This is a genomic window from Bacillus sp. FSL W7-1085 (assembly GCF_038595035.1).
In the GTDB taxonomy this organism is placed as follows: Bacteria; Bacillota; Bacilli; order Bacillales; family Bacillaceae; genus Bacillus; species Bacillus altitudinis.
In genome coordinates this window covers 3587568-3601298 of the sequence record NZ_CP152000.1, presented here as the reverse complement: position 1 = coordinate 3601298, position 13731 = coordinate 3587568, and the positions used below count along the sequence as shown (strand labels likewise).

15 protein-coding genes are annotated in these 13731 nt (G+C 44.3%); 12 read left to right on the top strand and 3 right to left on the bottom strand.

Annotated features, from left to right (window positions below; all coding sequences use genetic code 11):
* The first annotated feature begins 58 nt into the window (after positions 1 to 58).
* Positions 59 to 424, top strand: a complete 366-nt coding sequence (locus MKY11_RS18710; RefSeq protein WP_024719529.1) for a VOC family protein — start codon at positions 59 to 61, stop codon at positions 422 to 424.
* A gap of 69 nt (positions 425 to 493) precedes the next feature.
* Here MKY11_RS18710 and ribD read toward each other — a convergent pair whose 3' ends face one another.
* The 3 genes from ribD to MKY11_RS18695 are packed head-to-tail and all read right to left on the bottom strand — an operon-like array spanning position 494 to position 3204.
* Positions 494 to 1585, bottom strand: coding sequence for a bifunctional diaminohydroxyphosphoribosylaminopyrimidine deaminase/5-amino-6-(5-phosphoribosylamino)uracil reductase RibD (gene ribD / locus MKY11_RS18705; protein WP_342501681.1), 1092 nt, complete (start codon positions 1583 to 1585; stop codon positions 494 to 496).
* Positions 1572 to 2333 (bottom strand): GTP cyclohydrolase II, encoded by a 762-nt coding sequence (locus tag MKY11_RS18700; protein ID WP_008345606.1) that lies wholly within the window; start codon positions 2331 to 2333, stop codon positions 1572 to 1574. The genes ribD and MKY11_RS18700 overlap by 14 nt, the downstream gene beginning before the upstream one ends.
* Positions 2311 to 3204 (bottom strand): VOC family protein, encoded by an 894-nt coding sequence (locus MKY11_RS18695; protein ID WP_039165081.1) that lies wholly within the window; start codon positions 3202 to 3204, stop codon positions 2311 to 2313. The genes MKY11_RS18700 and MKY11_RS18695 overlap by 23 nt, the downstream gene beginning before the upstream one ends.
* 178 nt (positions 3205 to 3382) lie before the next feature.
* On the opposite strand from MKY11_RS18695, the gene MKY11_RS18690 reads away from it, so the two are divergent.
* The 11 genes from MKY11_RS18690 to isdG all read left to right on the top strand — a co-directional run bounded on the left by MKY11_RS18690 (position 3383) and on the right by isdG (position 13657).
* A complete protein-coding gene (locus tag MKY11_RS18690) occupies positions 3383 to 3715 on the top strand; it encodes a helix-turn-helix domain-containing protein (RefSeq protein ID WP_007497926.1) in 333 nt (110 codons plus the stop codon).
* 370 nt (positions 3716 to 4085) lie between these two features.
* Positions 4086 to 4544: an NEAT domain-containing protein gene (locus MKY11_RS18685; protein WP_008345600.1), complete on the top strand. Its 459-nt coding sequence runs from the start codon at positions 4086 to 4088 to the stop codon at positions 4542 to 4544.
* Between the two features lie 20 nt (positions 4545 to 4564).
* Positions 4565 to 5221 carry a heme uptake protein IsdC gene (gene isdC, locus MKY11_RS18680; RefSeq protein ID WP_110487238.1) on the top strand — a complete coding sequence of 219 codons (657 nt, stop codon included), beginning with the start codon at positions 4565 to 4567 and terminating at the stop codon, positions 5219 to 5221.
* A gap of 19 nt (positions 5222 to 5240) precedes the next feature.
* Positions 5241 to 7049: an NEAT domain-containing protein gene (locus MKY11_RS18675; protein ID WP_342501680.1), complete on the top strand. Its 1809-nt coding sequence runs from the start codon at positions 5241 to 5243 to the stop codon at positions 7047 to 7049.
* A gap of 77 nt (positions 7050 to 7126) precedes the next feature.
* On the top strand, positions 7127 to 8014 hold the full coding sequence (isdE, locus tag MKY11_RS18670; RefSeq protein WP_039165091.1) for a heme ABC transporter substrate-binding protein IsdE: 888 nt from the start codon (positions 7127 to 7129) through the stop codon (positions 8012 to 8014).
* 33 nt (positions 8015 to 8047) lie between these two features.
* Positions 8048 to 9034, top strand: a complete 987-nt coding sequence (locus MKY11_RS18665; RefSeq protein ID WP_007497915.1) for an iron ABC transporter permease — start codon at positions 8048 to 8050, stop codon at positions 9032 to 9034.
* Entirely contained in the window at positions 9021 to 9791 is a 771-nt protein-coding gene (locus MKY11_RS18660) for an ABC transporter ATP-binding protein (RefSeq protein WP_144679038.1), read from the top strand. The genes MKY11_RS18665 and MKY11_RS18660 overlap by 14 nt, the downstream gene beginning before the upstream one ends.
* Positions 9792 to 9817: 26 nt before the next feature.
* Positions 9818 to 10567 (top strand): class B sortase, encoded by a 750-nt coding sequence (srtB, locus tag MKY11_RS18655; RefSeq protein WP_168948368.1) that lies wholly within the window; start codon positions 9818 to 9820, stop codon positions 10565 to 10567.
* Positions 10568 to 10585: 18 nt separating this feature from the next.
* Entirely contained in the window at positions 10586 to 11524 is a 939-nt protein-coding gene (locus MKY11_RS18650) for an ABC transporter substrate-binding protein (RefSeq protein ID WP_327872000.1), read from the top strand.
* On the top strand, positions 11521 to 12534 hold the full coding sequence (locus MKY11_RS18645) for an iron ABC transporter permease (protein WP_096882038.1): 1014 nt from the start codon (positions 11521 to 11523) through the stop codon (positions 12532 to 12534). The genes MKY11_RS18650 and MKY11_RS18645 overlap by 4 nt, the downstream gene beginning before the upstream one ends.
* A gap of 1 nt (position 12535) precedes the next feature.
* Positions 12536 to 13657: a heme oxygenase gene (gene isdG / locus MKY11_RS18640; protein ID WP_041507982.1), complete on the top strand. Its 1122-nt coding sequence runs from the start codon at positions 12536 to 12538 to the stop codon at positions 13655 to 13657.
* Positions 13658 to 13731 lie beyond the last annotated feature (74 nt).

Sequence of the window (13731 nt, the reverse complement as noted above, 5' to 3'; positions counted from 1 at the left end):
TAGACGTGATCGTCACACATAATGTTTTTTAAATGATGTGAAAAGGGAGAGAGCAAAGATGTCAAATTTTCTTGGAATTGATCATGTCCAGTTAGCTGCCCCAAAGGGGAGTGAAGAGAAGGCACGTTTGTTTTTTGGGGAGATTCTAGGAATGAAGGAAATACCTAAGCCTGTTCACCTAGCAAAGCGTGGTGGTGTTTGGTTTCAGTGTGGCAATCAACAGCTTCACATTGGCATTGAAGATCAGTTTCAAGCAGCGAAAAAAGCTCATCCAGCTTTTCAAGTAAAAAAATTATCAAATTTAAAAGAGACATTAATGAAACATCATATTCTTATAAAGGAAGATCAGCCGTTAGATGGAGCCATCAGGTTTTATGTAGATGATCCATTTGGAAATCGAATTGAATTTTTAGAGAGACTGTAGAAAATAAATCTTGTGAGAAACAATAAGGATGTCGAGAAAATCTCGACATCCTTATTTTATGAAAGTATGTTATTGATAAACAGGATAACCCGTTATCTTTATATCTTTTCCGAGTGGTTCAAGAGAGAGTTGATCCAGTTCAATTGCATCACTCATGAGGCGTATGCCTTCGCCTCCGAAAAAAGAAGGAGAGAGTCGACCGCCAATGAGCTTGGGTGCCATGTAGATGACGAGTTTATCGACAAGCTGCTGTTCTAAAAATGAGGCATTGATTTGTCCGCCGCCTTCAATCATCAGGGAGGAGATATTTCTTTCTCCAAGCACTTGAAGCACTTCTTGCAGGGGCACCCGCGTGTCGCTGTCTGTCATGAAGACACGGACGCCAGCTGCTTCTAAAGCGGCTCGTTTTTCCTCATCGGCTTGTTTTGTTGTAAAGACCCATGTTGGCGCCATTTGATCTGTGACCACCTTTGCTGTCAGCGGGATAGACAGCTTAGAGTCTAAGACAATTCGAATTGGATGATGACCGTTTGGAATCCGTGCTGTTAATGAAGGATCGTCGTGAATGACGGTTTGCGCACCGACCAAGATGGCATCGTTGATACTGCGAATGTGATGTGCATCATAACGGGACGTCTCTGATGTAATCCACTTGCTGTCAGACGTAGCAGATGCAATTTTTCCGTCTAACGTAATGCCCGCTTTGAGCGTCACGAAAGGTGTTTTTTTCGTAATAAAGTGATTAAATACTTCATTCATCAGAATGGATTCCTGTTCAAGTACGCCCGTGATAACTTGTATGCCAGCGTCTTGTAAAATGGCAATCCCGCGGCCAGCGACCAGCGGATTCGGATCAAGTGCCGCCACGACAACAGTTTCGACGCCAGCTTTCACAAGTGCTTCAGCGCATGGGCCTGTGCGGCCATGATGGGAACAAGGCTCTAGTGTCACATAGATCGTGGCACCTTTTGCCTTATCTCCAGCCATTTTGAGCGCATGGATTTCTGCATGTGGTTCGCCGGCCTTCATATGCGCCCCGACCCCAACAATTTCATTTTCTCGCACAATCACAGCCCCGACGAGCGGATTGGGAGATGTCTGACCTTTCATTGCTTCGGCATTTTCAAGGGCTAGTTTCATATATCGCTCATGATGTGGCAATCGTACGCACCTCTTGATCCGCCTTCATATGGCCTGAGCGGTTAATTTTTGTCTGCAAGTATTTCTCATTGAACTCAGAGACATCACCCCAAAGTGGAATCCGTCCAGAAAGAGAAAGGCCTGCATGACTGATAGCATCGGTCTTTTTCGGATTATTGGTGATAAGTCTGACTGGTTTTGTACGCAATGTTTGAAGAACAGCAATCGCTTCTTCATATTGACGTGTATCATCTTCAAAGCCCAGTGCTTCGTTTGCTTCTACTGTATCGTAGCCGTTTTCTTGCAAGATGTAGGCCATGGCTTTACTGAAAAGACCGATCCCGCGTCCTTCATGGTTGGCTAAATAAAACAGTGCGCCTGCTCCATTGTCCTCAATCATTCGCATAGACTGTTTCAATTGGAACCCGCAATCGCAGCGTTTGCTTCCGAAAATATCGCCGGTGTGGCAGATGGAATGCATGCGGATCAGCGCTTCATCAGCATGTTCGAAATCTCCGTAAACAAGGACACTTGATTGCTGGTGATCTGCAAGCTCACGGGAGGAAAGGCTTTCGATTAAAGCTTCATCTGATAATGGTTCTTTCCCGTCATCTTTTAACCATGAATACCAGTTAAACATGACCGTTCTACCGTCTAAATTCACTGGCAGTTTAATAGGTCCAGTGATATATATAAATCCGTCTTCTTGCTGTACTCGTTTGATTTTATCTTTTAAAATGGCTGTTTTAACCTCTGTGTGTTTGTCCATATTCTGCACCTTCTTTTTTGTCTGTTTCTTCAATCTGTAAACGAACGAGAACGCCAAATGGATCAATAAATTCGTTACTTTTTCCTGTCGTGTTCATGTGAACGCCTGCTTTTGTCAGACGTTCGACGACGGATGTTCTATCGTCTTCTTTTGGGAAAACCAGTGTATAGCTTCTAATTCCTGAAAAACGTGGATCTATGGCTCCTTTTCTCCCTCGTCCCCATGCATTAAAGGCAAGGTGGTGATGATAGACGCCACCAGCAACGAATAAGCTGGCTGGGGGAGCCATTCGGATATGAAAACCGAGCGTGTTCACATAAAAGGAATCGGCTTCTTCTGGGTTGAGATGGAAATGCAAGTGTCCCATGACTGTACCAGCCGGGAGTCCTTCCCAGGTGGAATCAGCGGCTTCTTGCAGGAGACCATCTCCATCAAGCGGAGCATTTCCGCCACCTTTCACTTCTCCATGCTCACCTACCCATATGTCCTGAGGACGATCAGCATAAATTTCGACGCCGATGCCATCTGGATCACTTAAATAAATGGCTTCACTGAAAAAGTGATCGCTTGCTCCAATTAAAGGATAGCCTTTTTTGAGCACATGCGCCAGCCATGTGCCCAGGTTTTTTCTGGTAGGTAATAAAACCGCAAAATGATAAAGTCCTGGCTCATGATCCGGCTTCTCTTTCAGCTGCACATCTTCTTTCAGCACAAGGATTGGTTCCTTTGCGTTGCTGCCAAGCGTGACAGTAGAATCCGTCTGTTCTAATAAAGTAAAACCTAAAATGTCTGTATAAAAAGGCAAAGAACGCTCAAAGCTGGACACATGTAATTCTGTTACACCTAATCTTACCTGCTCTATTGTATTCAAAGCTCGGTCATCTCCTTCATGTTATATGCATCTGCATGTTCAATGGTTTATTGAAAATTGATAAAATGATTACCTTGTTACTTTTAGTAACTAAACTATATAATAGTTAGTGACTTATTTCAAGTAATTAATTATGTTATAATGAAAAAAAGTAGAGAAAAGCAGGAGGGAGTAAAGTATGGCTCAAGTAGATGGCTGCCCAATTACAGATGCCATGGAGATTTTAGGGAAGAAGTGGGTGATTCTCATCATCAATCAGCTTTTGACAGGGCCAAAACGTTTTTGTCAGCTAGAAAATGAAATGAACATCAGCGGACGGTTATTATCAGAAAGGCTGAAAGATTTAGAAGCTGAAGGCCTTGTTGAGAAAAAAGTATATCCCGACATTCCCGTGCGGATTGAATATGAACTAACAGAACAAGGAAAGAAAATTGAACCAGTCATACGGGAAATGTATGCTTGGTCTTTAGAGCGAAAAAATAGTGAAAAGGGTGAACATGTCCCTTCTTAATCGATTTCGATCAGTGTCCCTGATCGATTTTTTTTGTGATTTTCCAGAAATCTAAGTCAATAGTATGAAAAATGATGTTGACAATAATTTCATTCATCATATAATATCAAGGAGAAGAGGGTTCTTTTCCCTGTAATGGAATGGGGAGGTTATGCCATGGTATCATGAATGGGACAGATTACCTAAACCGTGTATCACTACATCATGTAGCAACAGACATCTTTGACTTGTCGAAAGCAAAGATTTATTTTTTGAACTCAATTGATAATGATTATCATAATCATTTATGGGTGTGATTCATACGCTGATAAAGGTTATTTTTTTTATTGTCTATTGAGAATAATTATCAATATCATTTAGGAGGATATATATGAAATCACTTCGTTCAGCATCACACGTCTTATTATTCTTTAGCTTTGTTCTATTGTTTGCTCTAGCCCCGGTTAGCTCTGCCTCAGCAGCAGGCTTAGCAGATGGTCAATATTCAGCACAATATGTGGTATGGAAAGCAGACAGTGATTCAACGTCAACAGCAAATACGTATTTTGAAAAACCAGCTAAGCTTGTTGTGAAGGACGGAAAAATCAAAGCGCAAGTCACGTTAACGAACAGCTCTTGGATTACAAGCTTTAAAACCCTCGATCAAGGTGTCTACAAAGATGCGAAGGTGATCAGTACAAACACAGCTGTTAATAAGAGAACGGTAGAGTTCAATGTCAACAGCCTGACAGATGTTGTACCAGCAAAAGTGAGTGTGACTGTACCGGTCATTGGATATACAGGCAATTACGATATTCGCGTCAAGTTTGATGCAGCAACTGTTCAATAAAAAGGGAGGAAATTCATTTGATGAAAAAATGGATCAGGATGCCAGCCTTCATGGCTGCATTGCTGCTGGCACTTATACTGCCTTTTTCAAATGCACAGGCTGCCTCATTAAATGATGGTACATACTCCGTCAATTACACTGTGATGAAGGCGGAAGGAACTGCAGTTTCGATGGCAAATGATTACTGGCTGAAGCCGGCAAAAGTGATCGTGAAAAATGGCAAGCTAACGGTTCAAATGACCATTAAAAACAGCAGCTGGGTAACGGAATTTAAAGTGCCGGGAAATGGCGGCTATGTCGATACGACGGTTCTATCAACGAATAAGAAAGCCAATACAAGGCTTGTTCAATTCCAAGCACAGAGTTTGTCTAAACCAATCAAGTCAAAAATCCATGTCACAGTCAAATCGGCTGATTATGATCATGACTATACCATCCAACTGAAATTCGATGAAAGCAGCATCAAGTCACTTTCTTCTGACAGTTCAAAAGAAACAGCAGGTGCAGCAAAACATCAAGAATCATCAAAGGAAACAACCAAAACAACTGATTCATCCACCAAAACAAAACAAGAAGAAAATCCTCAAACTGGTGATACAAGCCAGATGGGATGGCTCCTTGTGCTTGTCTTATGTTCAGGCGGGTTTTTAGCGAGAAAGTGGATCATCAAGCATTAACGGAAGGAAGTGTCATCTTTTGAAACGTCTTTTTCATCTACAGACAGCTATTCTGCTCGTTTTATTCAGTTTGTTGACTGCGTTTCAGCTGCCTCAAGGAACGGCTCAGGCGGCATCATTGGTTGATGGTGAATATACGGCCGGATTCACCATTTTAAAAAATGGCAGCACTGAAGCATCCATGATGGATACGTATACAGAAAAGCCAGCTAAGCTCATCATCGAAAATGGCAAGACGACTGCCTATTTGACGCTGAAGCAAAGCAAAGAAATCACAGATTTCAAGGTCGAACAAAATGGCTCTCTCGTCACCACTGAAACGGTCAGTGAAGATGAGACAGCGAATACGCGTGTGATCAAATTTGATGTAGCCGATGTATCAGCCAAATTAAATGGCTGGGTCAAAATTTACTGGGACTTAGGAGGCTTTATTTACGATGAGGCGTATGACGTACAGATCGCTTTCGACGAGAGCAGTCTCACACTTGTCACGCCTGCGAAGCCAGACGATAGTGAAACAACACCAGATGATCAAAACGGTACGACGCCAGGCGACAGTGAAACAACACCAGATGATCAAAGTGGTACGACACCAGGTGACAGCGAAACAAAGCCGGATGATCAAAGCGGCACAACACCAGACGATCAGCCGACCACTCCTGATAATAACAACGGCACAACACCAGTTGATTCAGCGCAGAACCAATTAAAAGATGGTGTGTATCGTATCAACTACAGTGTGCTGAAGGGCGATGAGGATGAGGCATCTCGGATGAGCCAATACTTCTCACATCCAGCTTCGTTAACCGTTAAAAATGGAACGCAAACCGTTTCCTTTACGGTGAAGGACCATACGTCAGTTGATTCTTTGAAAATAGAGAAAAACGGTTCTTATCAAGAAGTGAAAAACGTGAGCACAGATCAAGCAAAGAACACAAGAGTGGTTTCATTTGAAGTGTCTGATCTGAAAAAAGCAGTTAACGGAAAAGTACACATTGTGGTAGCAGCCGCTCACTATGATCAAACGTACGATATTCGTTTTCAATTTGATTCAAAAAGTATCGTTCCACTGAAGGACGGTCAAATAGAGGAAGAAACACCGGCTACACCAGAAACACCAAAACCAAATAAACCAGCACCAGACACAACGAACGGCGGAACGAATCAAGAGACAGTTCAGCTAAAAGACGGGGTGTACAAGCTTCCTTTCTCAATGAAGAAAGCAGACAAAGATGAGCTTTCTCGCATGAACGATTACGTCGTGAGCCCTGCGACATTGGTGGTGAAAAATGGCCGCCATTTCGTTTCATACACTGTGAAGAACAGCTCAGCCATCACGTCGTTCCAAGTAGGAACCGGCGGTAAATTTGAAGAGACGCTAGTTGCAAAGACTGATCAAAAAGCAGATACACGAGTGATTCAATATGAAGCGAAAAGTGTAAGCAGTGATCAGGCAGCACGCGTGAAAATTGACATTCCAGCTGCCAATTATCATGAGCAGTACGATGTCAAACTTGTCTATGATACGAAAGGCATTTCACTTGGTGAAGGAAGCGGAATTGCGACGGTGATCGGAGACGATGAGAGCATCGGCTTTGTGAAAAATCCGAATGATCACGATTCTCAACCAAGCCAGCTTGCGAATCTCGCCCCTGAGGAAACGGGTGCAGAGCAGATGACCTTTACGCCATCAGATGACCAAACCAAGTCTGAGACAGGTCAGCTGAACCCAAAAACAGGAGATACTTCACTTCTTTGGGTGTACATTCTTTTATTCGGCGGATCACTATTCGTGCTCGTCAGAAAGTATCAAACTCGTACAAGATAAAGAATCTATGTTAAGTGAGGTGCGCCATTCATCTCGGCGCATCCACTTCCTTTTTTTCGAAAGGAGGCTTCTGTTTTTTGAAGCATCGAATGTTATGTACCCTGATCACGGCTCTATGTGTGTGCGTCTTCTTAGCAGGCTGCTCACAATCAGCTGAAAGCTCAGCGAAAGGCAAAAAAAGCGCAGCATCAAGTGCCCGCATTGTGGCAACGACTGTAGCTGCTGCTGAGATCATGGATGCGCTAGAGGTAGATCTTGTCGGGGTGCCAACAAGTCAAAAATCCTTGCCGGCTCGATACAAAGGACTCCCAGCAGTCGGTAACCCAATGAGCCCAGACATGGAAATCATCCAATCACTTCAACCGACAGATGTCCTGTCTGTCACGACCCTTCAATATGATTTAGAAACGCCTTTTCAACAAGCTTCTGTCCCTGCGACATACCTCAACCTTGAGAGCCTGGACAAGATGGAGAACGCCATCACAAAGCTTGGAGAAAAATATGATAGAAAGACGCAAGCGAAACGCATTGTGGATGATTTTGAACAAAAAAAGAAAGACATACAAGAGAGAACGAAGGGAAAGACGAAGCCATCCGTTCTCATTTTGCTTGGTGTACCAGGCAGTTATTTAGTGGCAACAGAGAATTCGTATATCGGTGATCTTGTGCGTATTGCAGGAGGAAAGAACATCGTAAAAGGTGAGAAAATGGAGTATTTGGCATCCAATACGGAGTATTTACAAAAAGCCAATCCAGATATCATTCTCCGAGCCGCACATGGGATGCCGGATGAAGTCGTCAAAATGTTTGATCAAGAATTTAAAACAAATGACATCTGGAAACATTTCCATGCGGTCAAACAAGACCGGGTGTACGACCTCGAAGAAAGCTTATTCGGGACAACAGGCAACTTAAAGGCAGCAGAGGCATTAGATGAATTGACTCGTATGTTGTATCCGTCATAAGCGGCGAATCTTAATGATAAAAGGACGTTCAAGATGAAAAAAACAGGGATTTTATTTCTGATAGTCAGTCTCTTACTAGCCGGCGTATTTATTTATTCCGCCATTACGGGGAGCATTCATGTTACACCAATTGAATTATTGGAAGGGCTTATGACCGGTCAACATGCACAGGTAGAAATCATTAAAGATTTAAGAATCCCCCGCATGCTCATTGCGATGTTTACAGGGGCGGCTTTATCTGTCTCCGGTGTCCTCTTGCAGTCTGTGATGAGGAATCCATTAGCAGATGCCGGTGTTATTGGTATTTCATCGGGAGCTAGCTTCTTTTCTTTAATGGCGATTACAGCGCTTCCTCAATTTTATTTCTACTCTCCTTTATTTTCAGTTTTAGGCGGGGCAATTGCCTGCTTCCTCGTATACGTGTTGTCTTGGAAAGGCGGCTTAAGCCCGATTCGAATGATTTTGGTGGGGATCGCCATCAATGCCATGTTTACAGGGATGGCAGAAGCGTTTGTGACCATTTGCAGCTATTTCAATATCACCATTAATCAGTCGGGACAGTCGAATCTGACGATGAAAACGTGGGGAGATGTCCGTTTAATCGGTGTCTATGGCGTCATTGGGCTTGTGGTTGCGCTTTTCTTTAGCAGATGGTGTAACTTGCTTGCCCTTCAAGATAAGACGGCGAAAAACTTAGGATTGCGTGTGACCAGAATGCGCCTTTTGATTTCAATCACGGCGGTGTTATTAGCAGCGGTGACTGCTGCGGTAGCGGGCGTGATTGCCTTTGTCGGTTTGCTCATTCCCCATATCTCTAGAAGGCTCGTCGGCTCGGACCATCGGGTACTGATTCCATTTTCTGCGTTAAGCGGGGCCTTGCTCATTTTGACGGCTGATACGCTCGGCAGAACGCTTGTGGCACCAAATGAAATCCCTGCTTCTACAATCATGGCTGTTATTGGCGGGCCGTTTCTGATCTTTTTATTAAGAAGGGGGGATCGTCTTCATGGACATTCGTGAGGTGTCGTTTTCCTATGATCGGCAGAGGGATATTGTTCAATCGGTCACCACGCACATCGAAAAAGGGAAAATTACGACCATTATCGGTCCAAATGGCTCGGGCAAATCCACGTTACTTTCTTTGATGGCACATAACCATTGTCCACATAAAGGACAGATACATTTAGATGGGCAAGAGCTGAATGCGTTCAAGCCCAGGGAACTCGCGAGAAAGCTGGCAGTCGTACATCAGCAAAATGAAGCGCCGCTCGATTTAACGATCGAACGAGTCGTGGCATTTGGGAGAACGCCCTACCAGACGATGCGCGGCAGTGACAAGGGAGAAGATGAGAAAGCAATTGAGTGGGCACTGTCCTGTACAAAGCTGACGGATAAGCGAAAGGTGCCTCTCGCCTCATTGTCAGGTGGAGAACGGCAACGTGTATGGATTGCGATGGCTTTAGCGCAAAAAACACCGATCCTTTTCTTAGATGAACCGACGACTTATTTGGATATGTATTATCAATTTGACATTCTGGAGCTCATTCGAGAGCTCAATGTTGAGCATGGATTAACCATCGTGATGGTCCTGCACGATATGAATCAGGCGATTCGCTATAGTGATGTCATCATCGCCATGAAAGATGGACAAATTATCCGCGAAGGACGGCCAAATGATGTGTTAACAGAAGAGATGGTGCGGCACATTTATCATGTGTCCGTCACAATTAAGCAGGATGCAGAAACAGGGATGTATATCGTGCCTGTAGGCATATAAGTTGTGCAAAAAGCAGGTGAGACAGTGTGAAACGAGGGAAAAGGATCGGGCAGCGAATGCTGACGATCGTCTGTTTAGGTGTTTTTCTATATAGCGGTACTGCCATTGGCTTGGAGCTCTTTGGCTATTATCAAAATCGTCAGGTGCTTGCAAAGGCTCAGACACTTTACACACACGAGGATGGAATGAAACAGCGAAAACCTGGAGAAATCCGTCAGTCATTTGATGATTTGCGAAAGGTGAATCAAGACATTGTCGGTTGGATTGATATGAAGGACACGATGATTCAGTATCCAATTGTTCAGTCAAACGATAATGCATTTTATTTAACTCGTAATTATGTAAAGGATGACACACGGGCAGGCAGTATCTTTATGGATTATCGTAATGACGTCTTGCATGAAAGTCCCAATACAGTGTTATACGGTCATCGGATGAGGGATGGGTCTATGTTTGCTGGTCTCACAAACTATTTGAAAAAAGATTTCTTCCAAGATCATCGCACATTTCAGTACGATACGCTGTACCAAAGCTATGAAGCAGAGATTTTTGCTGTGTATGAGACGACAGTCGATTTCGATTATATTCAGACTGATTTTCAGGATCTTGGTGAATATGCGCACTACTTGCAAGCTGTGCGTAAGAAGTCCATCTATCAAACGAAAACAGACGTATCCACAGATGACTTGATTCTCACATTATCGACCTGTGATCACGTGCTGGCACCTAAAAACAAGCGTCTCGTGGTACAGGCGAAGCTAAAGAAAGTTTACTAGAAAAGGAGAGACAGACGGTTGAAATGTTTACATGTGATTTGGGCAGGACTCGTCGTCGTGCTTCTCCTCGGCGGATGCAGTCAGGCGGCGCCTGTCGAGAATGGGAGCGGGCAAGGTGCGCTCAACATTCAGGATTTTGCCGGCAGAACATTATCGTTTCATGAATCACCTGAACGGATCGTCTCGTTGTCAACTGGCGACATGAGCATCATTTATGCTCTAGGTGGTCAGGTTGTCGGCCGGCCAACTGCCGAATTGCCAGACAATCTACAAAAGGCAAAGTCCGTACAATCAATTGGCACAACCCATCAATTTGATGTCGAGCTGATCACGAGTTTAAAGCCCGATGTGGTGCTTGGGAATGAATCATTAAACAGCAAGGATATCTCTACTATAGAAGGAATTGGTTCACAGCTTCTTTTGACAAGTGCCAACTCAGTGAAGGACATCCAGCATCAAGTTACTTTATTTGGTGATTTACTTGGAAAGCAGCAAAAGGCCAAAGCACTCAATGCTCAAATCGATCAGCGGATCAAGCAAGTGAAGCAGCCTGAGAAAAAAGTAAAGACACTCGTTGTATATGGTGCGCCCGGCACATATATGGCGGCACTTCCACAATCTTTAAGCGGTGATCTGCTGCGGATCGCTGGTGGGGCGAATATTGCTGAAAATGAACCAGCACTCGAGAAGTTTCCGCAATATGCACAAATCAATGCAGAAAAGGTAATCGAGGCCGATCCGGATCTCATTTTGCTGATGACACACAGCAATCCTGAAGATGTCAAAGCAGGCTTTATGAGTGAAATGAAGCAAAATGCGGCGTGGCACGATGTATCAGCTGTCAAAAATGGACACGTTGAGATTCTGCCAAGTGACCTATTTGGGACAAATCCAGGCGCAGAAGTCATCAGAGCGATTGATGAATTAGAGAAGAAATTGAAGCGATTGTCATCATGAAGATGAATGCAGAACTAGATTTTCAAAAAAGGCAGTCAAGACGAAAATGGCTGTTACCAGGATTGTTTTTCTCTTTATGTGTGGGCGTCTGTCTAGGACTTGCGGTAGGTTCTGTCCAATTGTCGCTGACGGATTTAATGGCTGTGTTCACGGGATCAGGTCTGCCTGTTCATGAAAAAATTGTCATGGATTTACGGCTGCCGCGTGTGCTCATTGGTTTTCTCGTTGGGGCCTGTCTCGCAGCATCAGGGGCGATTTTACAAGGAGTTGTCCGAAATCCACTTGCTGACCCTGGGATCATTGGTGTGACTGCGGGCGGCGGGTTAGCTGCTGTACTCAGCATGATTGTTCTCCCGCAGTTCACGTATTTGCTTCCGGCAGCTGCTTTTCTGGGCGCCTTATTAGCAGCTCTTGTCGTGTATATGCTGTCATTTGATCAAGGGGTTTCCCCGCTTAAATTGATCTTGGCAGGTGTTGCCGTCAATGCCCTGCTTGGTGCGGTGATGAATGGGTTTATGGTGCTTTACAGTGAGCGTGTGCAGGCTGTTCTGCCTTTTCTATCAGGGGGATTAAACGGGCGGAGCTGGCATCATCTTAGCTTTGTGTCGCCATATGCGCTGGCTGGATTATGTCTTTGTTTTTTCGCCATTAAACCGTCCAATCTCCTTTTGCTTGGCGATGAATCGGCTCAGCTATTGGGCCTTCGAGTAGAGCGGACTCGATTTTTTCTCATTGCGCTGGCCGCTCTTTTAGCTGGAGCGGCTGTCAGTGTCAGTGGTTTAATCGGATTTGTCGGGCTTGTTGTACCTCATTTTATCCGTCTTTTAATCGGAGATGATTACCGGTATTTGCTGCCGATTTCAATGCTTGGAGGGGGCGTGCTTGTGGTCTTTGCCGATACAGCGGCACGGGTCTGGTTTACACCGGTTGAATTGCCTGTAGGGATCTTGCTTGCCTGCATCGGTGCACCTTTCTTCCTCTATTTATTAAAAAAGAAAGGGAGGGGTTAAGATGGATGTCATTGCAATGGATGACGTGAGTCTCAGTCAAGGCGGTTTTCGGCTGTCTTCCATTTCAGCAGCTGTTCCTAAAGGGAGTGTAACCGGAATCATTGGCCCGAATGGGTCAGGTAAGTCAACTTTTATTAAAGCGGCCGCACGACTGACCTCAATCGAAAGCGGCATGATTTACATTCACGACATCCCGCAAAAAGAGATGACGGCACAGGAGATCGCCAAGGAGGTGGCGGTTCTCATGCAAACAAGAACCGCCATTCCATCGATGACAGTACGTGAGCTGGTCGCACTTGGACGCAGCCCGCACCGTTCTATCTGGAAAAAAAGCAGTACGTCAGATCATGAAGCGATTGAGTGGGCGCTTGAGGTGACGAATAGCCGCACCAATGAAAACAGAATGCTTCATACATTATCAGGCGGAGAAAGACAAAAGGCATATATTGCAATGGCACTGGCTCAGAAGACAGAAACCATCATTCTCGATGAGCCAACCACTTATTTAGACATTGCGCATCAGCTTGAATTACTGGAGCTGCTCAAACAGCTGAATCAAACACATGGTATCACCATTTTAATGGTTCTCCATGACTTGCAGCAGGCCGCAAAATATTGTGACCGTCTCATTGCTATGAAGCGAGGTCAAGTGCATCAAATTGGCTCACCAAAAGAAGTGTTAACAGAAGACTTTTTCAAGGAGGTTTTTGGGATTCAGGCAGAGGTTCACTTAGACGGTGAGCATCCGCTCATTATCCCAATCGCCTCCATTCAACAACAAAAGGGAGATGAACCAAACATGATTATTGTAAACAACCAAGTAAGAGTAGAAAAAGGCAGTGCCGACCACCTTGTTAAACGGTTTAACAAGCAGGGACAAGTAGAATTTATGGAAGGCTTTTTAGGAATGGAAGTATGGGTCACTCAGCAGACAACTGATTACGATGAAGTGACCATTCACACCCGCTGGAATCGAAAAGAAGACTTTGTGAATTGGACAAAATCTCAGGCATTTGGTGATGCGCATGCTCATGGAAAGGCGAAACCTGAAGGCCTGTTAAAAAACAAAATTACGTACTATGAAGTGCAAGTCACAAGACCCGCTTTACAGAAAAAAGCCTAAATATTCAAAAGCGCTGCAGCGAAGAAGCAGCGCTATTTTTTTTGTGATTGTCTCTTTCCGTCACATATTTTTGA

Bases quoted from the DNA above. Each gene is read 5' to 3' on its own strand.
- MKY11_RS18710 (WP_024719529.1), top strand. From the start codon at position 59: ATGTCAAATTTTCTTGGAATTGATCATGTCCAGTTAGCTGCCCCAAAG.
- MKY11_RS18700 (WP_008345606.1), bottom strand. From the start codon at position 2,333: ATGGACAAACACACAGAGGTTAAAACAGCCATTTTAAAAGATAAAATC.
- MKY11_RS18690 (WP_007497926.1), top strand. From the start codon at position 3,383: ATGGCTCAAGTAGATGGCTGCCCAATTACAGATGCCATGGAGATTTTA.
- MKY11_RS18685 (WP_008345600.1), top strand. From the start codon at position 4,086: ATGAAATCACTTCGTTCAGCATCACACGTCTTATTATTCTTTAGCTTT.
- isdC (WP_110487238.1), top strand. From the start codon at position 4,565: ATGAAAAAATGGATCAGGATGCCAGCCTTCATGGCTGCATTGCTGCTG.
- MKY11_RS18665 (WP_007497915.1), top strand. From the start codon at position 8,048: ATGAAAAAAACAGGGATTTTATTTCTGATAGTCAGTCTCTTACTAGCC.
- MKY11_RS18660 (WP_144679038.1), top strand. From the start codon at position 9,021: ATGGACATTCGTGAGGTGTCGTTTTCCTATGATCGGCAGAGGGATATT.
- MKY11_RS18645 (WP_096882038.1), top strand. From the start codon at position 11,521: ATGAAGATGAATGCAGAACTAGATTTTCAAAAAAGGCAGTCAAGACGA.
- isdG (WP_041507982.1), top strand. From the start codon at position 12,536: ATGGATGTCATTGCAATGGATGACGTGAGTCTCAGTCAAGGCGGTTTT.